21 protein-coding genes and 1 pseudogene are annotated in these 21,120 nt (G+C 49.2%); 4 read left to right on the top strand and 18 right to left on the bottom strand.

The features are described 5' to 3' along the window. Window positions 1–116: 116 nt before the first annotated feature. The 15 genes from SELSP_RS03250 to SELSP_RS03190 all read right to left on the bottom strand — a co-directional run bounded on the left by SELSP_RS03250 (window position 117) and on the right by SELSP_RS03190 (window position 14,718). Window positions 117–872, bottom strand: a complete 756-nt coding sequence (locus SELSP_RS03250) for a hypothetical protein (protein ID WP_006193184.1) — start codon at window positions 870–872, stop codon at window positions 117–119. Further along, on the bottom strand, window positions 869–1,396 hold the full coding sequence (locus SELSP_RS03245) for a S26 family signal peptidase (RefSeq protein ID WP_006193185.1): 528 nt from the start codon (window positions 1,394–1,396) through the stop codon (window positions 869–871). The genes SELSP_RS03250 and SELSP_RS03245 overlap by 4 nt, the downstream gene beginning before the upstream one ends. Next, entirely contained in the window at window positions 1,386–3,206 is a 1,821-nt protein-coding gene (locus SELSP_RS03240; protein ID WP_013740647.1) for a transglycosylase SLT domain-containing protein, read from the bottom strand. The genes SELSP_RS03245 and SELSP_RS03240 overlap by 11 nt, the downstream gene beginning before the upstream one ends. Window positions 3,207–3,218: 12 nt before the next feature. Further along, on the bottom strand, window positions 3,219–4,322 hold the full coding sequence (locus tag SELSP_RS03235) for a type IV secretion system protein (protein ID WP_006193188.1): 1,104 nt from the start codon (window positions 4,320–4,322) through the stop codon (window positions 3,219–3,221). Between the two features lie 4 nt (window positions 4,323–4,326). Continuing rightward, on the bottom strand, window positions 4,327–5,118 hold the full coding sequence (locus tag SELSP_RS03230; RefSeq protein ID WP_006193189.1) for a hypothetical protein: 792 nt from the start codon (window positions 5,116–5,118) through the stop codon (window positions 4,327–4,329). A 39-nt stretch (window positions 5,119–5,157) separates the two neighbouring features. After that, entirely contained in the window at window positions 5,158–7,632 is a 2,475-nt protein-coding gene (locus tag SELSP_RS03225; protein WP_233275188.1) for a TraG/VirB4 family ATPase, read from the bottom strand. A 3-nt stretch (window positions 7,633–7,635) separates the two neighbouring features. Beyond that, on the bottom strand, window positions 7,636–7,905 hold the full coding sequence (locus SELSP_RS03220; RefSeq protein ID WP_006193191.1) for a VirB3 family type IV secretion system protein: 270 nt from the start codon (window positions 7,903–7,905) through the stop codon (window positions 7,636–7,638). 1 nt (window position 7,906) lies between these two features. Then, window positions 7,907–8,266, bottom strand: coding sequence for a TrbC/VirB2 family protein (locus tag SELSP_RS03215; RefSeq protein WP_013740646.1), 360 nt, complete (start codon window positions 8,264–8,266; stop codon window positions 7,907–7,909). Further along, window positions 8,241–9,263, bottom strand: coding sequence for an ATPase, T2SS/T4P/T4SS family (locus SELSP_RS03210; protein WP_006193193.1), 1,023 nt, complete (start codon window positions 9,261–9,263; stop codon window positions 8,241–8,243). Before SELSP_RS03210 ends, SELSP_RS03215 begins: the two co-directional genes overlap by 26 nt. Then, window positions 9,232–9,609 (bottom strand): hypothetical protein, encoded by a 378-nt coding sequence (locus SELSP_RS03205; protein WP_006193194.1) that lies wholly within the window; start codon window positions 9,607–9,609, stop codon window positions 9,232–9,234. The genes SELSP_RS03210 and SELSP_RS03205 overlap by 32 nt, the downstream gene beginning before the upstream one ends. Then, the gene (locus tag SELSP_RS03200) at window positions 9,609–12,002 is read right to left on the bottom strand and encodes a type IV secretory system conjugative DNA transfer family protein (protein ID WP_006193195.1); all 2,394 of its coding nucleotides are present in this window, start codon (window positions 12,000–12,002) and stop codon (window positions 9,609–9,611) included. The genes SELSP_RS03205 and SELSP_RS03200 overlap by 1 nt, the downstream gene beginning before the upstream one ends. Continuing rightward, window positions 12,002–12,241 carry a TrbI/VirB10 family protein gene (locus tag SELSP_RS11910; RefSeq protein WP_006193196.1) on the bottom strand — a complete coding sequence of 80 codons (240 nt, stop codon included), beginning with the start codon at window positions 12,239–12,241 and terminating at the stop codon, window positions 12,002–12,004. Before SELSP_RS11910 ends, SELSP_RS03200 begins: the two co-directional genes overlap by 1 nt. Further along, a complete protein-coding gene (locus SELSP_RS11905) occupies window positions 12,205–12,420 on the bottom strand; it encodes a hypothetical protein (protein WP_071585619.1) in 216 nt (71 codons plus the stop codon). Before SELSP_RS11905 ends, SELSP_RS11910 begins: the two co-directional genes overlap by 37 nt. 156 nt (window positions 12,421–12,576) lie before the next feature. Continuing rightward, entirely contained in the window at window positions 12,577–13,038 is a 462-nt protein-coding gene (gene tnpA / locus SELSP_RS03195) for an IS200/IS605 family transposase (RefSeq protein WP_006193199.1), read from the bottom strand. Window positions 13,039–13,242: 204 nt separating this feature from the next. Next, window positions 13,243–14,718 carry a DUF2828 family protein gene (locus tag SELSP_RS03190; RefSeq protein ID WP_006193200.1) on the bottom strand — a complete coding sequence of 492 codons (1,476 nt, stop codon included), beginning with the start codon at window positions 14,716–14,718 and terminating at the stop codon, window positions 13,243–13,245. A 440-nt stretch (window positions 14,719–15,158) separates the two neighbouring features. On the opposite strand from SELSP_RS03190, the gene SELSP_RS03185 reads away from it, so the two are divergent. Further along, window positions 15,159–15,647, top strand: a complete 489-nt coding sequence (locus SELSP_RS03185; RefSeq protein ID WP_006193202.1) for a methylated-DNA--[protein]-cysteine S-methyltransferase — start codon at window positions 15,159–15,161, stop codon at window positions 15,645–15,647. Here the strand turns inward: SELSP_RS03185 and SELSP_RS03180 are convergent. The 3 genes from SELSP_RS03180 to SELSP_RS03170 form a co-directional block, all read right to left on the bottom strand. Continuing rightward, the gene (locus SELSP_RS03180; protein ID WP_006193203.1) at window positions 15,644–16,492 is read right to left on the bottom strand and encodes a hypothetical protein; all 849 of its coding nucleotides are present in this window, start codon (window positions 16,490–16,492) and stop codon (window positions 15,644–15,646) included. The two genes, SELSP_RS03185 and SELSP_RS03180, sit on opposite strands and share 4 nt — an antisense overlap. A gap of 33 nt (window positions 16,493–16,525) precedes the next feature. After that, window positions 16,526–17,293 carry a hypothetical protein gene (locus SELSP_RS03175; RefSeq protein WP_013740645.1) on the bottom strand — a complete coding sequence of 256 codons (768 nt, stop codon included), beginning with the start codon at window positions 17,291–17,293 and terminating at the stop codon, window positions 16,526–16,528. A gap of 198 nt (window positions 17,294–17,491) precedes the next feature. Continuing rightward, a complete protein-coding gene (locus tag SELSP_RS03170; protein ID WP_006193205.1) occupies window positions 17,492–17,857 on the bottom strand; it encodes a hypothetical protein in 366 nt (121 codons plus the stop codon). Between the two features lie 195 nt (window positions 17,858–18,052). On the opposite strand from SELSP_RS03170, the gene SELSP_RS03165 reads away from it, so the two are divergent. The 3 genes and pseudogenes from SELSP_RS03165 (at window position 18,053) to SELSP_RS03155 (ending at window position 20,827) form a co-directional block, all read left to right on the top strand. Beyond that, window positions 18,053–18,421, top strand: a complete 369-nt coding sequence (locus SELSP_RS03165; protein WP_006193206.1) for a helix-turn-helix domain-containing protein — start codon at window positions 18,053–18,055, stop codon at window positions 18,419–18,421. Next, window positions 18,403–19,293, top strand: a pseudogene (locus SELSP_RS03160) (IS3 family transposase); the annotation flags it as partial. The gene SELSP_RS03165 and the pseudogene SELSP_RS03160, both read left to right, overlap by 19 nt. Before the next feature lie 337 nt (window positions 19,294–19,630). Beyond that, window positions 19,631–20,827: a helix-turn-helix domain-containing protein gene (locus SELSP_RS03155; protein WP_006193208.1), complete on the top strand. Its 1,197-nt coding sequence runs from the start codon at window positions 19,631–19,633 to the stop codon at window positions 20,825–20,827. Window positions 20,828–21,120: the final 293 nt, after the last annotated feature.

Below are 21,120 nucleotides of genomic sequence, written 5' to 3'. Positions count from 1 at the left end.
CCAATTTCTTTTGTATGTTTTCTGCTCGCGGACACATCGTGCCGCATCGGCTCGGATGCAGACCAAGAAGTGCATACATCACGGACAATAAGAAAGCAGGGCATGCCCCTGCTTTCTTATTGTCCGAACTTCATAAAACCCACATTCTGGCTCTTGCTGCCATTGTGCTTGTTATCATATTCTGTCGGATGAAACGGGTCATAGACATAGACACTCGCCGCTTTCTTTTCTTCATCATCGATACGACGACGAGTAGCCTCCGCTTCTTGTTCAGCAACCCGTCTCATATATTCTGCGCCCGTGATCTGTGCCTGATTGATGGAATCCAAGGCTTCCAGCGAAGAAAGATTGTTCTCCCTTTGCTTTTCGCCAACAATGCCTGGCGTTTGGACAGAGAGAACCTCTTGCCAAACCGTTCCACGTGAAACCTGTTCTTCCTTGATCTTCCCCATAAAAACAGCAATCTCTTGATTCCAGCCTGACAGATATTCATGAAGCTTATCCAAATACGGTTCCCTTGCGCCATAGGCATTCCACACGTCATGATACATATCATCGATCGGTTTATATCCACGATTTGCAGTAATATCTCCCATTTTGGGAAAGCATCCATCCGTCTCTACTTTGCCGATAACCTTGCCATAATCCATATCCAGCTTCGTATTGGCCAAAATGCGATTTTTAAGATTTGCAATCTCATTCGCAACCACTTTGACATATTCTGCCGTTTCTTTGATGCTGTCAGCAAGCCGCTTGAAATCGATAACATGATCACCCGGATGCAGCAGGCTGCCCCAGCCTCCCCATGCAAAAGCCGGGGAAGCACCAATCATAGATACGGTCAAGGCAACAACAAATACTTTCTTTTTCATGAAAGCACCTCCATGATGTGATAAAACGGCTCATACGACAAAAACAACGACACCTTTGCCACTACATTCCCTTGCGAGACAGGCCCGAAATAGCGGGAATCAAACGATTTTTCCATATCATTGAGAAGCAGCAGTTCGCCATCCGGCACAAACTTGATCCCATCATCCTGTTGCGGCAAGCCGGCAACAGGATAAATGGGATAATCGGCATCCCCTAAAGAAAGTCTCCCTTCTTCTATACGATACGAATCTCCGGAAAAACCGCGTACACGCTTCAACAACAGAAAGCCCTGCTGCACATGAAGGGATGGTACATCCATTGGCAATTCCACAATGACATAATCCCCATAGTGCAATTCTTGGGAACATGTCTTTAGATAAAGCCCGCGTGTGGCAGAATCCGTCGTGTTGCTGTAAAATATTTTCCCACAAAAAAACGTCAACAGAATCGGCAGGAACATAAACAAGATCAGCACCAGCAGAAAAATCTTGAGCTTTTTCTGCTCTCGAAAACTAAGATTCATAGCGGCCTCCCAAAGCCTTCATAAAGGTCTTCGGCAATATAAAAATCAATATTCCAAGAGCAAGCAATCCCAAACAAAGCAGCATATGATTAACCATCTGTTCTGTCGTGATAGTCGGTCTAGCCTTATAGGAACCAACGACTTGCCCGTGTACAAGATTGACATATTCCTGCGCCCAACCCGGAAGAGGTTCACCTGCGCTGATGCTATTCGGCCCTCCATTGTATCCTGCCAGCGCATAGTCCCAATCGCCAAACTGCTCGTAGAGATTATGCATATAATGTGCAGCTGCATCCAACGCTTCCTCAGGATTGAAAGGATCGATACCCCATCCTGCGGCCGTGTCCGGCATAAACTGTGCAATTCCTTGCGCCCCTACGGATGATACCGCATTGGGATCCCAGCTGCTTTCCAGTTGTATTTGCGCTAAAAACAGATTTTCCGGCACACCCCACTTTTGTGCAGCCGCTCTTGCCATTGCCACATACTCTGCCGGTCCGTTAATCTCCATGCCTCCCCCTTGAACGGTTTGCCCGGGAAGAGTTGCGCCAAAGATATTCTCCGGAATCGTCGCATCCTTGATGAGCAAAATGCAAAATCCTACCATCACGGAAACGATGCAAAGCTTCAGCGTATTCGATACCAAGCTTCCCAGCACACCTTCCGAAATGAACTTCGTGAACCCAAAAGCTTGGAAAGGTAACGTAAACACGGCAAAAAGTGCAGCAACATAAAATTCGACATACACAATCATGATGAACACGGAAAGCACGAAGAAAAAGAAGATCGTGAGCCATGTAATGAGCAGCGTCGGCAAAATCACATTCAGATGTGTCGAAAAATCCATGGCACCAAAGGATGCAATCTTATTGAGTGCAGGTGTCATGAAATATATGACCTTCTGCAAAATAAGTTGTGGCTGTGAAATATTATTCTCAATAATCGTCGGGTCTTGCACAAAAGTTCCCGAAACGCTCGTCACAAGTCCCAAAAAGAACTCATTGACCAACATTTGCCAATGAACCACAAAAACATACAGAAGCCCATATTTAATTGTCTTTTGTACGATCGCGACCAAAGAAAACTCAAGTCCCGCCACAAGGATAGGCAAAGCGAGATCGATGACGCAAAGCACGAAAAGAAGGCCAAGAGCGGCATATTGCAAAGCTTGGAATCCTTTGCCGATGACATCCACAAGATAGACCAAGATCGAGTTGATGGATTCGCCAAGTTGATGCATATGTTCGATGCCCCAAGGCATTGCAATATTATCATGGCCAGTCCGACCATAGCCTCCACCAGCCTGCCCTCCCGGTCCAACGACATCTCCTGTAAGATCAACACCAAGAGAAATCAGGATAGGCACTGGATCGACTCTGCCGCCGAATTCGCCATTCGGTCCCACTTCTACATGGCAATGCGGTCCAGTTGAATACCCGAGCGGTCCATCATAAGCATCTCCACCGGTATAACCAATAATCTGTCCTTCCGTATAGTAGCCATCTGGGATACTTAATGTTTCCGCAGCACAGTCGGCGAAGAACATATACATACCATCATCGCGTGTAATCTCAACCCAATAGATATATCCTCCACCAGCACCATGATTAACGTAGCCAGAGTAAGGCGCTGCAATCGGTGTACCGGAATTTGTTCCAACATCCACGCCCATGTGGACATGCGCATTCTTCCCGTGTCCAATTTCACCAAAGGGAGCTGTTATCTCTCCTCCGGGGAAAGGCGGCGCAGCATGGGCAATCGTCATCCAAGCAAAGAAACAGAACAACAAACAACAAACTTTTTCCCTCATCGCTCTATCACCTTATTCGTCGCGATTCTCCTGAGGCTCTTTTGCTGTGCGGGTACCATGCCTATCGTTCTCTCGATTCTTTCCTCCGTTACCCATCAAAGCCATTCCGATACGGCTTCCACCAAACGATTGCCTGGCAACGGGATTCCCAGCCCCCGATCGATAACTTGCACCACCCACGGGCAAACTTTGGCCAATACGACGCATTCCCCGGCCAGCCAAAGATGCAGCCTTCGTTGCTCCGCCATATGCCAAGGAGGCCACCGTCGCGCCGGTTCCGATGGCAGACCGTGTTGAATTGATGACATCATGACCTTCCAGCGCCGGCTGGCCATTCATGAATCCGGATGCAAGATTAGGTATTTTCCAAATAAGAAATGCCATCGTTGCATACGAAAGCGCATACTTCAACATTTCTGCAAGATCAGGATTCGCTTGATCTGTCCACCCCGGTATGCCTCCAGCTTGAGTGACGAGAGAATCGAACAATGTCAACAAAAAATACATGAGCATCAACTTGATACCATAAGCGAAAACTGCCGATACAAGCCTTTGAAAAAGAAACTGCGTATACCGCAAGGCACCGAAGGGCAATAGAATAACGCCTAGAGTAGCGAAAATATTGAATTCAATCTTTGTTATCAGAATCTGCAAGGCGATGAAGAAATATGCCGCAAGGGTTATGGCAATATAGATCAGCTTCATAGACATAATACCCGGGAGAATCGATGTGACCGAAACGAGAGAGGAAAGTACCGGCTCGATTGCTTTGAACCCATCCGTTATGATAGTCGAAGGCTTGAGAATATCACTGCCGCCGACAGTCCCTCCGGCCGCCGTCAATCCCGCATATTGAAAAGAAACCAATATCGCTTGGTTGATTTTGTCAAAATTGATGATGAAGAACATGAACAGCCCGATCTTCATCACGCGGCTGATGATCTCAGACATGCGAAGCTGTCCGCTGTAAAGCGTCCATGTCGCCGCAATATCGATTGTTCCCAGTGCCATGATGAGTGCTACGGCATGTGGTGCCAATGCCTTGTACCCAAACATGCAATGATCTTCAAAAAAGATCAGCAGCTGATTAAAGAAATCTACATCTGCAAGATTCATGCGCTCACCAGCCTAAACCATTGCGTGCAAATGGATCGTCCAGCGTTTCCCCTATACGCCCTGCCGCATTAGCTTTATTGTACATATCATCGATCGTCTGCTCTGTCGCCTGTGCCATTGCATCTGCCACAGCCTGCTGATTCTGTGCTTTGACGACCTCCATCTGATTCTTCATCGCTTCATTTTGAACACTGATCGCCTGAATAGACGTATTGATACTGTCGATGTGCGCCTTTTCGGCAGCGATTTCATTCGTAAGCTGCTGGCCTTGCTTTTGTCCTTCAGGTGTTTTGTTAAGCTCCAAAAGCTCTGCCAGCTTATCCTTGGACTTTTGCAAATCCTGCATCAAAGCACGATATGCAGCAACATCCTGCTGATTGCGCATGGAAAGGACTTCCTGCATCGTGACAGCTATATTTTTCTCACTCGTAGCCGTATGAGACAAATCCCCGCCTCGCAGGGTAGGGAAACAATGTCCCCAAACTTCCGGCAAATTTTTGACATCATCCAGCATCCCTGTCATCTTGGTATGCGCCTTGACTTCCTCGATGGCCGCGACAAATTCTTTTTTGTAGCGGTCAAGAATCTGCTTCGGCAAAGATTCAAGTTCCTTGATCTGCATTTTGATCTGCTCGGCAGTGTTCGTGACCACTTTTATGGTTTCCATATAGGTTTTGATTTGCTGCATGATGTTCGAATCATCAATGACAGGAATTGCCGCATGAGCGCGGAAAGGCATTACTGTGAGGGCAGCAGCCAGTGCAAACGTCAAAATAGTTTTTTGTTTTCCTTTCATCGTCCTCTACCCCTTTCTCGGGTGTCCATAATGGACACCTTACAAATAATTCTCGCGATAATCCTCCCATTCATCTTGACAATCCTTATACTTCAGCCATTCCTCGATAAAGCTTTCTCTCCCAGCACTTTGCAAGATGGAATCCATAGCCTGTTGATCCTTCTTCGCCGTCGCTGTCACAAACGGCAGTTCGATCGGTTGTAGCGCCAAACGGAAGATACGGTTCCCTTTCTCCGATGAATAATAGTAATCCCTCTTCGGCTCCATATTGGCAATAATATCCATCTGTTTCTCATTGCAGCCAAACATTCGATAGATTTCTTGACTTTTCTCCGTTTTCGCTTCCTTGTCCGAAAGGTAAATCTTATTCGGGCAATTGTTCAAGACTGCACTCAAAAGTTCCGGCTTTGCCGATAAATCGGTCAAATTCTGCGTAGCAAGGATGATGCTCGTATTCTTCTTGCGCATATCCTTGAAATACTCCTTGATCTTCTCCTTAAACATCGGATTGTCAAAGAAAAGCCACGCTTCATCCATGATGATGAGAGATGGGCCAGATGCCTTCTGCAATTTCGTCTCGATGCGATGGAAGAGATATTCCAAGGTAGACGGCACGATGGCAGGCGTAGCCATCAACGTCTCCATCTCAAATACCTGCCAGCGACCTATACCAGAAATATCCTTGTTGTTGTCAAAAAGCTTGCCATAGGCTCCTTTGACCGTGAGCGCTGCCAATGCCTGGCGTATTTCCTGATCCTGCACCATCTCACAGAACGTGGAAATCGTGCGCTGCTCCTTGGGAAACTCCCGCAAAGAAAGCAGTGCTTTCCAAACAAAATTATCCTTGGCAGGAGTAATCGTTATATTCTTCAGATTCAAATATCCAAGAATCCATTCTTTTGCCCATTTTGTTTCCTTCTCATCCTCAACATGCGCCAGAGGCTGAAAAGAAAGCTCTCCACTGCCTTCAGAAGCAATATTATAGAAGTTTCCTCCAACGGCAAGAGTAAGAGCACGACTGGATGCCGCCTTGTCAAAGATAAAGACATTGCTATTTGGATATTTGAGAAAATGAACTTCCAAGGTATTCAGGAGCACCGACTTGCCGCTGCCGGTGCGCCCACAAATCAACGTATGTCCTACATCTCCGACGTGCAGGGACAACCGAAACGGCGTGTACCCCGTCGTATCCGTATAAAGCAATACAGGCCCCTTCAAGCACTCATTCCTCTTGTCTCCTGACCACGTTGCCGTGACCGGGGCTAGGTGACAAAAATTTAGGCTGCTGACAATCGGCCGACGGATATTGGCGCGATAGCAGCCGGGAATCGATCCCCACCAGCTCTCCATGCTGTTATCCGTCTCGATATATGCCGTATACCCCAAAGAATTGATGCTTTCTAAGATGCGATTAGCTTTTTCCAGGCATTTCCCTTGATCTTCATCAGATACCATGACGGTCATGGTATAGTAACCATAACTCGTATAATCCTGACCAAGCTCCTGCAAGGCTGCCGATGCATCATCTTTGTTGTACATGGCCGTCTCGTCGCGCTCATCCTCCATCTTTTCCTTCAAGATGGCTTCTCGCACCTGCGTCCAAAAAGACTTGATCTGCTGATTCCACCTCTGTCGATAATCCTTCAGTTCCTTTTGGGCATCCACCTTCGACATGCAGATAAAACGGGAAACCCAGCGATATTCTATGTCCAGATTATTGAGCCTATCAAAAGCGCCCGGGGTAGAAACCGGCGGAAAATCCAATATCGTAATCATCTTGATGTACCGATCGCCAAGCATCATCTCTCGACCACCCAGCACCCCGCAATCACAAATATAATCCGATATGTAGTTCAGCGGGTTCACTTTGACCACTTGCTTCTTTGTAGATATGGTGGAATGAAGATACGTCAACGCCTCTTCGGCATTCAGAGGATGAATGTCCGGGAACCAACTGTGCAGCATATCACCAATCAAATTGACATTGTTGATGAATTTCTCCACAATGCCGACGTAAAGGCGCATATCCGTCTTGCCGTCCTTCTGCTTGTCCGAGATGAAAAGATCGGTAAGCTTGTGCTTCAAAAGCTGTGGCGGCTCCAAATAGACAATGAAATAGTATCTCGTCTCAAAGTGCTTTTGCCCGGCATAATATGCTTTGCGTTCATCTTCCATCTTTTGCGCCAACGGTACATCGAGCCGGGATTCCTGATACTCCTTGGAAATCCCTCGCTGTGCCTCAAAGTACAAAACATAGCCTGTCGGCAGTTTCTTGATGACATTATTGACGGCTGCATTGTACTGCATCAGATCAAGATATGTAGAGCTATCCATATCCGGTCCACGAAATTCATACACGGCAAGCATGGAATGATCCTTTCCATGGACAATGCCCGTATCCTCATCGACATATGCCCACGGAAGAAGATACTGAAGTCTTGGTTTTTCCTCAAAAACGCCCACTTCCTGCGAAAAGGGCTTTCTCTTCTTCGAGAAAAATGCCAATCGAACCACCCCCTATCGATAGTAATAGTTTTTGTGCAGCCGCGAATACCAAAACACCTCATGGAACTGTGCATCCTGCTGCCCCAGATAACGGAACAGATAATGCGCAGCAACCGTAATGAAAATAACCGTGAAGGTTTTGAAGATCAATCCTCCAAGCACAGCGAAAACGATTTCCCCGATAAAGATATTGCGAGGAACCCCCATCCAGTAAAGCGGCTGCACCAGCGCTCGATGAATGGGCACTTCATAACCTTCCGGTACTTCGCGATTCGCCTCCATCTCAAAGCCCCATAATGGTCAACGCCCCTGCCGATTCCGAAATCGCAGTCATGAAATTGGGCGCAAAGAGTGCGATGGACACCGCCAATATCAAGAGGATGAATTTTTGCGTACCGCCGCCTGCATGTCCGCTGAAAAGCGCAATAGCTGCTCCGGCGATTCCCATGATTCCCAATACCATGGGTAAAGGCCCGGTAAGCTGTTCGGCAAGAGAATTAAAGAATTTCATCCATGGCCAATTCACTGTTACAGAGCCTTCCTTACCGTCAACGGCAGACGCAAGAACGGTAGGCGCTGATACGAGGAAACTTGTGGTGAGTGCTGCCACTCTTGCCTTAATAAATTTTACGGACTTTTTCATGATGACTCTCTCCTTCATTGATATGTTCATAAATATACTTATCTTTCAGGCTGTCATAGCCTTGAACTTCGATGATGTCCTTGATGACACGGCTCTTCTTTCCGTTTCCCAAATCCACATGGCTGATGGAAATAACCACATCGATGACCTCACCGATAAGCTCCTTGATGTCGCCAGCGGCTTCTGGATCTTCCTGTGCCAATGACTTGATTCTCGTCAATCCGGCAACTGCATCATTTGCATGAACCGTGCACGCCCCACCTTCATGACCGGTATTCCATGCTTTGAGCATCGTATACGCTGCACCGTCACGCACCTCTCCAACGACGATTCTTTCGGGGGAACGCCGCATACAATCGGCCAGAAGGCGCGTCATATTGTACTTGACACCATCCTTTCCCGTATCCTGCTTGGTAAACATCGGGCTGTAATCATCGGCCGAGCACTGCAATTCCGGCAAATCCTCCAAACTGATAATACGGTGATAGGGTGAAATCTCCGCAATAGCTGCCAAAAGAGCGTTAAGGAATGTTGTCTTTCCCGTTCCTGTGCCTCCAACAACAAGGATATTCTTGCGCTTTTTTATCGCCTCCTCAATATATTGTTTTTGATAGGCCTTCAAAAACTTCATCTTCACATAATCATCCAAAGAGAATATCTTGATTGCCTTTTTACGGATATTGAATTGCGGATGTCGTACAATCGGCGGTATCTCTCCTTGAAAACGGCATCCGTAGCCAAAAACCTCCGCTGAAATAGAGGGAATCTCCTCGTTGACGATTTTCCCAACCTGCCCCGCCACAAGTTCGATGATGGCCAAAACTTTGGACGGCTCCATGAAGCACTGTGTTTTGACCTTTCCTTCATCATAGGACTGGTAGCGAATAAAGCCGTCGTCATTCACATAGATTTCGGTGATGTCCTCTCGGTTCATGAGATTTACAACATCCACACCAACAACAACATCAAAGTTCAGATTTTCCCTCTTCTGCTCCATCCCTCGTCACATCCTCTTGTGCAGGCTCCTCTTCTTGTTCAGCCAACTTGCTTGCAAGTTCAGGGTTCTCACTCGCAAAGACACGATAACGCTGCATATAGCCATTGATCGTGCTGATGCTCTCTTCTCCCTCCAACTTCTCTTTGGCTTCCAACAAGGCACCGATCAAGATTGTTGGTTTATCTTTCGGAAAACCTGTTTTCTTGATCATCTTATCCAATGTCACCATGCGGGCCTCTTCCATTTGCTGGCGCACGCTTCTCTGTACAGCAGCAATTTTTTCCTGCTGCTGTCGCAACGCCGCAAACTTCTTTTCCAGCTTCGCAACATTTTGTACTCTTGCCATTAACGGCTTCCCCTCCCTTCGTTCCATACCGGACGAAACGGCTCAACTTCCTGGCGCTCTTGCCATGCAATATGCAATGGTTTTTCTTTTTTCTGCCTTTTTTGAGACAGGAGCGCATCACGCTCTGGATACGGCTCATGGCGGATCACATCCGATGCGATCGGCGCGTCTGCCAATCGGTCCAGAAAGAACTCGCTTTCGTAATACTTCACTTTATCCGTCAAAAGCGGCGGACTGCCACTTGCGACGACAATCTCCCGATCGCCCAATCTTTTGAGTTCATCAGCCGTCATCAACGCTCTCGCTTGCGCAGAGCGCGTATATTGACGCTTGGTAAACCAGCCGCTATCCGACTCACTTTCTACCATGATCGTCTTGTTGCCGAGCAAGGATTCTGCATATTTCCCCGTATCGTTGTCATTCGGGGCATAAAAAATCTGCAAATGACAATTCATCAATATTTGGTTATCCTTGCCGTAAATTCCGTTTATTTGCGGCAGTCCTTGATTGATAAGAAATACTTTCATGCCGTAACCTGCAATATAAGACAGCGTAGCCGCAAAAGATTGCAGATTTCCCAAGCTGCTGAACTCATCCATCAAAAACAAGCACTTATGCTTATAAACTGCTTTCGCTCGACCATTTTCATATGTCCCGATCTTTCTTGCATGGTGCTTGACCATCATTTCAAAAAATAATCGGAAGATTGGTGCCAGACGCAGCAGATCGGACGGCGGCGTAACCAAATAGAGTGATACGGGTTTCTTGTAGTTCATAATGTCATCGACACAAAAATCACTGGTCGAGGTGTTCCGCGATAGCACAGGATCGAGATATTCCTTCAGTGCTGTATTTGCCGTAGAAATGATGCTACCGCATTCATTGTCCGGCTTGGAAAGAATTTCGACAAAGTTTTGGTAAATAATAGGATGTGTGTTTGGCATATCTTCCAAGGAAGAGGCGCCTTTATAAATTCCCGCCATATCTTCTGGCAAAAATTTTCTCACCCCATACATTTCCTTTTTCTTATTCCACTCACGAATCTCGATGCCATCATCCGGCACATGCTCAAAGCACTGCAAATTTTCCAACGTGTCCTTAAAGCCTGCTGCCATCATCTTTTGTTGCTTGCGATACCCCTCCTTCGGAGTGTCTGAAACATCACCATCCTCATCTACGTATTCCCAAACAGGATTTCCATTTTTATCCATTTCCGGCACAATGTTCGCCTTCAAAAAAGAGGCCACTGAAAAAAGTGTCGGTTCTTCCGGATAATGCACCGGATCGGCAAAATGTGCATATTTGAGATGCAAAATGACAACCATGATAACCGTTGCCGCATTGCTTCCCCAATGATCTAACTTCCCCTTGCCTTCGTAATCCGCAAGGATATAAGCAAGATTCTGTGCTGCCGGCACTTCTGAGGGAGTCCCGATCTTGATCTCATCCAAAGGGTTCCAGCGTGCAGAACTCCCATCTTCAGCCGTAGGTTCAAACTTGATCACCATATGCCCCATACGTTTACGGCATCCTGCCGTAACTCCCCAATTCTCGCTCTTGATGTCATTGACAATAACGCTTTCCTTCCAACCGCCTAAAAGTGTTGGAATGATGAGCCCAACCCCCTTGCCGCTTCGTGTTGGCGCAATGACGGCGAGATGTTTATTGGAGTTGTCACGCAAATAAAAATGCGGGACTTTCTTATAGAGTTTCAGCATCGTTTCATAGAAACAAACGAAAGGATAGACCGTCCATCTGTCTTCCTTTTTAGGATTATATGGCTGCGGATTGTTCAGCAGAGATTGATAGATTTGGATTGCCTTTTGAACTTTGCGCTTTTGCAGCGTATCATCTGAAATATCTGCCGCCTTATTTTGCAGCTTTTCCAAAATGGTTTCCCATTTGGCGATTTTCTTCTGCATCCTCCTGTCATAAGCCATTTCTGCGAAAGATACCTTCTCTTTCTTGGCTGATTCCACGAATCGCATGAAGCTCGTCGCTGCCTTGACTAAAGCATTATCATGAAGACCAATCACCACACCGCCTGCGGAAATCAACCCCATATCCAGAAGATCCTTTTGTTCCCCCCATGACGCACTCCCGTGCGAATCCAATTTCTTCTTCGGATGGAGGAAATAGAGCATTACCACTCCTATGACAACGCCCGCAAAGACATAAAGATTCGTCACTCTGAATGCCAACGGTGCTTGCCCATGGAATTCCAACCACCAACCAAAATATTTCCAAGGCCAATAATATGCATGGCCATTCATCATGAACGGATGCCCAAGCAAAGGATGGTAGTTCATCATTTCCGCAAATCTCTGCGTCGCAAGCCATAATGCGATAACTATGACTGTTAAAAACATCCAAAGCTTTGCGAAAATACCCATCAGATTTCACCACCATATTCATTGATTGCCAAATCTTGGTTGATGAACACACTGAACTGGAAACCGGGACGTATCTCTATCGTTGCGCCTCGATTAAGATCTTGATCAACGAATCTTTGTCCTGTACTCAAGATAGAAGCTACTGCACCGGAAACAGCCTCCTGCCCCGGACTGCGCTCATCATTGCCGGAAGTATTGCCCGTCAAGCTTTGAACACCGGCAGCCAAAAGCGCCGACATAAAGCCGAACGATACGCTGAACTTCTATGATCGTCATATCGATCCAACAAGCCAGGAAAACCAACGCCGTCAATCGCCTGCTGATCCGGCAGCATGAACGATGCTCCCGATGGCAAAATAACGCGATAAAACACAACGCCGATCCGCTTGCCCCCGGAGGCAGAACTCTTGCCAATCAAACGGCTTCCCTGCGGAAATCATGACCACCCGTCAAACGGGTGGTTTGCTCGCCCCTATAAGGGGCAGTTACTAGCCAGCGTCTAAAGACGCTGGCTTTCACTACGTTCAAGCCAGATTGCTCTTGACTCGTCACCGCCCTTAAAAGGGCGTTCGTACTACTTGCTACCCTTAAAAGGGTCTTCGTATTCCTTCACACTTAACTTATCCATCGCGATATCATGACTTTCTTGCTCTTGGATATACTTGCGAATGGTTGCTTCATTTAACCCAACCGTACTCACGTAATATCCTTCTGCCCAAAAGTGCCGATTGCCAAATTTGTATTTCAAATTGGCGTGTTTGTCAAATATCATTAACGCACTTTTCCCTTTGAGATATCCCATAAATTGTGATACACTAAGTTTCAGCGGAATGCTTACCAACATGTGCACATGGTCGACCATCAAGTGTCCTTCCAAAATCTCTACACCCTTATACGCACAAAGTTGCTTTAATATGTCACGGATGCTCTCTTTGTACTGGTTGTAGATAATTTTTCTGCGGTATTTGGGCGTAAACACAATGTGATACTTGCATAACCACTTTGTGTGCGATAAACTATTAGCTTTCTGTGCCATAAGCACCTTTCCTTTCTGTATACTGGCTTGAACAACCTTAGTATACTACCCGGAAAGGTGTTTTTTGTATACCCCTTTGTCTTCCACCCGCATAGCGGGTAGTTTACTGTGTCGCATGCTTTGCATGCGACACTGGGTCACGACCCATAAGAAAAAAAGCATGACGCGCACCGCCATGCTTTTTCTTTTCCCGCTCCCCTGCCCTTACGCCTGAATCGCCGCATATCTCTCGCTTGCCAGCACCTTTTCCATATATTCATACGGCGTGATGCGATCCTCCACAACCATGGAGAATACGCCGGGACTGCAGCCGGAAACGAGCATGACGCCTTGCTCGTTCATCTTGACGGGCTGCTGCTGACGGCGGCTCTGCACGTTCCAGAACACGATGCGCGGCAAGCGATAGCCCGCCTCAGCAAATATCTTCTTCGCCTGCTCGAAATTCGTCACAGAGGCATTTTCCGTGCAGGCGTCAAACTCCATGTCCGTGATGATGTAAAGCACCTCGGGCAGCTCCTGCTGCGGCACACTGCCCGAGACCGCCGCGCGCAGCAGGAGCCGGAAGACGCCTTCGAGATTCGTATTTGCCACCTCGTTAAACGTCCTGCAATAGCTGACCTTGTCCGCAATCGTCGCGCCCTTAATCTGAAGGATGCGCGGCTTATGAGAAAACGTAATGAAATGATCGCGGAACGCGCCCACATTGCGCTCCGCAAAATAGACGGCGAGCGAGAGCGCGACGCAGGCCGGCAAAGGCTCTCCGCCCCCATACATGGAAGCGGAACCGTCGAGCACGACGAGCGCGTTCTCCCCATGCGTATAGTCGGGAAGCGCCTTCCATGTGATGTCGAGGGTACGCGACGCCTCTGCCGAAAGGCCTCTTCCACTCTCCCATTTGCAAAGCGGGCGAATGACTTCGTAGGGATAGAGCGTCCCCGTATGAAGAGTCTCAGTCCCGCGCGCCACGCGCTCCAAGAACGCCTCGTAGCGCTTCGCATCGTTGCGCCGGAAGGCCTCGCGGTACTTGAACATCGCCTTGGACGGCTGCTTCGCATAATCAAAGCTGTAGTCCTTCGTGCGCAGATGGTTCTCGATGATCCGGATGCAGCGGCGCAGACGGACAAGCATCTTTCGATATTCCGACTCCTGCATCCCGAACGATGCCGCCAGATGACGCGCCGTATCACGCGCCTCGCGCGACGAAGTGTTGACGGACGGCAGCCACTTCGCGAGAAGCGAGACATCCTCCCCTTTTCGCGACGCGCCGAGATCGCTTTCCAGCTGCTTGCGAATCAAGCGGACGGCGGCAGACTCCAACGGTGTGCCGAGAAGCGCGAGCACATCGTCCCAACGCCCGTACTCGGGGATGAGCGGCAGATTCTTCTCCACGCACGCAGGCGCATAGACGGCAAGATGGCGCAGAAGCACGCGAAAGACGCGGCGCTCGCCCAGCCCGCCGCGAACATCACGCGCATAGAAGAGCGTGCGCAGCGCACGCATAGGATCCTCAGCAAAAGCGCGCGTGAAGCGCACGACGATCTCCGCCTCCTTCGCAGAGCGCAAGGTGCCGACCGCAGCAAAGAAGTCGAGCACGTCCGAGCCTGAGCCGGCGTAGGTCGCGGCATCGTTCTCCGTCCGCGTGTACGTCTTATTGCTTTCCTCTTTGAGCAAGTCGAGCATCGTGCTTCCTCCTTCGCGCAAAAAAATCCGGCGCAAAGTGCAGATGCAAATATGCCGAACAGATTCATTCTCCGTAGCATACGCCGGGAACATATACAAGAACAAGATGCCACGGACGGAAACGGCAAGCCGCTCCGTCCTGTGAGGTCGTGCCTCACTATTGTGGTTATACGGACCAAGATTGCTGTTGGCATCTTTTTTGCGAGACGCCTTTCCGTGCGGTACCCGCAGCGGGATGCCGCACGGCCTCCAAGGATTGCTGTACGCGTCTCCTGTATATGATACCATGGTATGCAGCATCGCACAATAGATTTTCCCAATATTCAGATGACATTTTAAACAAAATACAATTGGTCCTCCTCTCATCCTTGCTTTATAATAATTAAAGAACATTGTGTCGAAATATCTAAAAATTTCACTATACGAAAGGAAGCCTCTCCATGCAATACACAGCGCATTACGACTCGCCATTCGGCTCCATGACCCTCGCCAGCGACGGCACAGCGCTCGTCGGCCTTTGGTTCGACGGGCAGAAATACTTTGCCGCTACGCTCGAAGAAGAGCACAAACAAAAAAGCCTCCCCGTATTCCAGGAGGCATGCCGCTGGCTCGACCTCTACTTCAGCGGAAAGAAACCCGACTTTCTGCCGTCGCTCGCACCGAAAGCCACGCCGTTTCGTCAAAAAGTCTGGGACATCCTGCTCTCGATCCCCTACGGCGAAACGATAACCTACGGCGAAATCGCCCGCCGCATCGGCATGGAAAAAGCCGCCCACGCCGTCGCGCACAACCCCATCTCCGACATCGTCCCCTGCCACCGCGTCGTCGGCACGAACGGCAGCCTCACGGGCTATGCCGACGGCATCGACAAGAAGGTGCAGCTCTTGACGCTCGAAGGCGTAGATATGACGCGCTTCTTTGTACCTTAATTCTCGTAAATACTGAGCATGACATAGCTCCCATTTAGTCCGAACGAAAGATTTTCATCGGGAGCGATGCTGTAGGCTGCCGTCATGCTTCTCGACGACTCCTCAGGAATCTGCGGCAAACGATAGGCGCGGGCATACGCCTTCCGCGAATCGTTTGCCATGAGGCCGGAACGTTCAAAGCGCAGCTTGCTCCCCCGGAGAAGCACAAGTCCCGTCACGATTCCTTTTTCGTGGAAAACGATGAGCCTCTTATCCGGATAATACAAGCCCTGGGAAAAACTCATGTCGCCTGCATGACAGGGCTCCTCCCGACTCAATTCCTTCCCCTCGCCGAGAATCTCCTGCACGGTGCGCGTGCGCATACCGAAATGAACGCCGCCGACGGACTCAAAGTAGTCCGGCGTCAGCGTGCGCTGCAATGCATCGCCGCCCGCCAGCGTGATATAGTCCCCCGCACCGCCGAAAAGCTTCCAGCCGATGCCAAGCGTGCGCTCCCCGTATGCCTCTCTGGTTCGGGAATCTGCACCGGATGCAAGGCCGCCTGCCCGGTCCTCCCTGGTGCCGACCTCGCAGCCCGTGCGCATGCACTCCCCACCCGCCTCTCTGATTCGAAACTTTGCACCGCCGGACGCAAGGCCGCCTACCCAGTCCTCCATGGCGACGACCTCGCAGCCGTTGATCGTGCGCCCCTCGATTGTGAGCACCGCACACCTCGCTTCATCGTACCAAGTGCCCGCCATGCGCTCCAAAACCCGATCGGTCTCATCGCGCGGCTCCGCCGCCGCACTCTGTCCCAAAGCGAGCAGCACGAGTGCGCATAAGATGAGCAAAGAAAAATGTTTCATCCCGCACCTCCCGATCCTGCAAAGATTCCACTATCACCAAAAATTAATGCGCCACAGCGCTGAACCTGACATAGCTCCCATTCTTTCCGAACGAGAAGAACTCCCCGGGAGCGATCTCATAGAACGCCAGCGGATTGTTGTACGTCCTTTCCACGGGGATCTCGGACATCTTATAGGCGCGCGCGTATGCCGCCCGTCGTTTGCCCCGAGGCCGGAGCGGTCAAAATACAGGTTGCTCTCCGGCAGCAGAACAAGGCCTGTCACGATGTCGTCTTTATGGAGAACGATAAGCCCCTTGCCCGGATAATGCCAGCCGTAAGCAAAAGTATCATCGCCTGCACGGCAAGCATTTTCCCTGCTCAATTCCTGCCCCGCACCGAGCCTTTCCCGCACGGCGCGCGTGCGCATACCGAGACGAACGCCCTCGACGGATTCGGAGCAAGCAGGATTCAGCGTGCGCTGCAGCGCTTCCCCATCGTTCAGTCGGATGTAGTCCCCCGGCCCGCCGAAAAGCAGCCAACCAATGCGCAGCGTGCGCGTGCCGGCCGCCTCTCCAATGATGAAGTCCAGAGAGCCGCTGCCTGGTCCGTTTGCCAGTCGATCGCCGCCGACAACCTCGCAGCCGTTGATCGTATTGCCCTCGATCGTCAGCACCGCATTCCCATCTTCATCGTACCATGTACCTTCCAGGCGCTCCAAGATTTGATGGACTGAATCCAGCGAAATTCCCATCGCCGCCTCGCTCTGCCCCGAAACGAGCAGCACGAGTGCGCATAAGATAAACAAAGCAAACCGTTTCATCTCGCACCTCCATAAAAACAAAAACGCACCCATCCAGAAGCTTCGCTTCATGAATGGATGCGTTTTTCGAACATTCACTTGCGATGCAAAGGATGTCCCCAAAGTTTCCGCAAATCCTCATATCAACCGAATGCACAGAGTCCGCTCCATATCTTCCTTACATTGAAAAAAGCAAACCGAGTGCATCCCTGCACGATGCTACATCTTTTCCCATTCAGTAAAATGGTAGGCACGAACGCCTCCGCCGATATCCTCACCGTCGCGCCGCACATCGTAGTAGCCATACTCCTCAAGATAGTCGCGCACAGCGATATTGCCCGTGTAGACATCGAGCCTGCCGCTCGGCAGTGCGCTTCGGAACTCACCTGCCGCAGAAGATGGCGAGCTGGCCTCGTACATCGTGATCGTGCTGCCTCTCTTGACAAAGATCGCAAACTTTGCAGATTTCACATAGTTCTGGAAATCGCTCTGGCTGACAGTACCTGTCCACATGGCGAAACTCATGCTCGACATCGCCAGCATCAACGTAAGAACCAACACCATTACCTTTACTGCCCGTTTCATAGCCTTTCATCTCCTTTTCTCTTAACACCTATGGATCCTCGAAAATAACCCTCTGCACAGTCTACTTCTTCTTGAAGTGGTAAACTAAAACTGGACACAGAGGGGGTATAAATCAGACACCGTTTGTAGTATTCTGTACACAGGATAACAAGCGGTGGACAATTTAGCTCTCTGATGCGCACAGGAGGTTGCCACATGAAGTACACGAAAGAGCAAAGATTGGACATAGGCCGTCGGATTTACGACGGCGAACTCACAAGGTATGAAGCAGCAGAAGAATATGAGATCAGCGACGAAACGGCGCGAAATTATATGCGGCAGTACCGAAATGCCACCCGACTCCCTCCAAAAAGAGGAACAAAGAGCAACTGCGGTCTTGCCAATATGAAATTCAAGCCGACGCCCGCGGGACTGGAAGACCTCCAATCCATGACGAAAGAAGAGCTGATCGACGCCCTTGTGATGGCTAGGATTACGGAAGCGCGCTTAAAAAAAGCCTATCTGGTGGAAGGAGTTGGTGCGGAAAAGAAGTTCATTCCTATCGGCAAGAAGAGTACCAAGTAATCGTGGAGCTTTCCGGGGAGTTCCCGATCCAGCTGCTCTGCGAAAAGATGGGCATTCCACGCAGCAGTTTCTACAACTGGAAGAAGAGCGTTGAAAATCCATCGGAACAGGAGAAACGGCTTGTACAGAGCATCGAGTTGTTCCAGCAATACCATAGCCGCTTTCCTTCTCACGGGTATCGTTGGTTGAATGCCAAGATCCGGTTGGACAAGGGAATCGTCTTTTCCGATCCCTATGCCCATAAATGCTGCAAGATTGCTGGAATCAAGAGTGTTTCCAAGCATTACAAGTACAAGAAGCCCGGGGATTCGTTCAAAACGTACCCGAATCTGTTGCTCGCAGGAATCAATATTGCCGGTCCGATGGAATGCGTGGTGAGCGACATGACTGCCTTTTATGTGCAGGGCATCTATTATGAACTCACGTTGTATATGGATTTATGGAATGATGAGCTGATTGCACATTCGCTTTCATCCAAGCGCGGCGATCGTATGACCTATCTCAATGGTTTGCGGGATGTCATCGAGTTCAAGAAGCAATATCCGAATCAGGAGCTTGTCCTTCATAGTGACCGAGGCTCTGTATACGCTTCCAAAAGCTACAACGAACTCCTGCCCATGTATAACATCACTAGATCCATGTCCAGAGCCGGCACGCCGACGGACAATGCTGCCATGGAATCCATCAACGGATGGGTAAAGGTCGAGTTGTTTACGGATTTGCACATCACATCTGCAGACGATGTCCCCGGGCAGGTCGCCGAATATATTCGATTCTTCAACGAAGAGCGTCCCGCATACGCCCTTGGATACCTTACTCCAAAGCAGTATCGGGAACGGTTCGCGCCCAAGCGCGGAAGAGCCGACACTTGATAAACGGTCATTGTGAATAGATTCCGTAGACATCCAAACCAGCATAAAAATCTCGGTCTTCAACGGTTGTCTAACGCTTCGATAAGGTTTGTCTGAGATTCAGGTTTCCATGACTATTTTTGGAATTTTTGTGTCCAGTTTTTGTTGACAAGTGCATCTATTATAGCAGAAACTCTCCAACAAACATACGGCAGTAAATGACAGGCAGATAAAATTTCTCGGGGGTAAATTTCCAAAGTAAATCCCACATAATAGGTCACTAACGGGATTTACTCTGAGAAGAATTTATGGCTGAATTTAGTGTGAGAAATCTCTCTACACAAAGGAGGCTGTCATCATGAAGCAAGCAGACAACAACAAGAAGAACAAGCACCTTACTGCACAAGACCGCCAGGAAATCATGAACGGGCTCGACAGGGGATTGTCCTTCAAGGCGATCGCCCTGCTCGTTCAGAAAGATCCTACCACCATATCTTACGAAGTGAAGCGACATCGCAAAGAGCACCGCAATGCGTTCGTGCAAACAGACGAACTCTGCCCCTTGCTCGAAAAGGCACCCTTCGTCTGCAACGCCTGCCCCAAGCGCCGTTCTGCTAACTGCCGCTTCCTCCGCCTTCTCTATGTCGCTCCGCAGGCACATGCCGAATACGAAGCGCTCCTGCACGATGCACGCGAAGGCATTCCGTTGAACCGTGCGTCTTTTTACAAGCAGGATCGCATCATTTCCTCTTGCATTGAGAAGGGGCAGCACATTTATCATATCGTCGCTTCTCACCCAGAGCTCAATGTGTCTCTCAGCACAGTTTATCGGCATTTTTCCAAGGGATATTATTCGGCTTCCAAGATTCACCTTCCACGCGCCGTAAAGTTCAAGCCTCGCAAAAAGAAGCGGGCGGATGTCGTTCCTTCTGCCATAAAGAAGGAACGCACCTATGCGGATTTCCTCGCTCATATGGAACGGGAAGGGCTTAGCGCACATACGCAGCTTGATACCGTTATCGGAGTTTCAGGCGGCAAAGTCATCCTCACCGTCCACTTCACTGCGTTCAATTTCATGTTCGGGCTTCTGCTCGAAAACAAGACGGCTGTGCAGGCTGCCTTGAAGTTCCAAGAGGTCAAACGAACTTTGACTGCAGGCGGTTTTGCTTTTCCTGCCCTTATGCCCGTGATGCTTACGGACAACGGTGGAGAGTTCTCCGATGTTTTCGCCTTTGAGAACAATCTTGAGGGGGAAAAGGAGGCCTGCCTTTTTTTCTGCGATCCCATGCAGTCTTACCAGAAGGCGCAAATTGAGAAGAATCACACGCTTTTTCGCGATATTGTGCCGAAGGGGTCTTCTTTCGACCATTTCACACAGGATACCGTCAATTTGATTTTTTCGCACATCAATGGCGTCCGTCGCAACATTTACAGCGGCAAGTCTCCCTATGAGATGTTTACGTTCGCTTTTTCCGAGGAACTGGCTGCTCTTTTGGGCATCTCGTATGTTGCGCCGGAAGATGTCGTGCAGTCTCCTAGACTTCTAAAGGGCTGATCTTGCGCTGCACATCTTTCTCATAGTAAATCCCGCCAGGGTGGAACTTACTCTGAAAAGCCTCGCTTTTCGGAGTGCGAAGCATGTCCTTCTTTCTAGCTTATCCCTTATGGTTCGGTCGCTTTTAAGACGATATTGTGCTCAGGTCATCCATTGCATACAAATTCTGATGCTTCTCGCACTTACTCCTATCGGCTTTCTTAGACTAAATCCCATAGACTTACATCAGCGGAAGTTACTTTGCGAATTTACGAAAATTTCTCGGGTGTGTCAAGAGTTTTGTGTAAATCACT

The organism is Selenomonas sputigena ATCC 35185 (genome assembly GCF_000208405.1).
GTDB lineage: Bacteria > Bacillota > Negativicutes > Selenomonadales > Selenomonadaceae > Selenomonas > Selenomonas sputigena.
The sequence above is the reverse complement of the archived record's forward strand: the minus strand, read 5'-3'. Positions and strand labels throughout refer to the sequence as shown.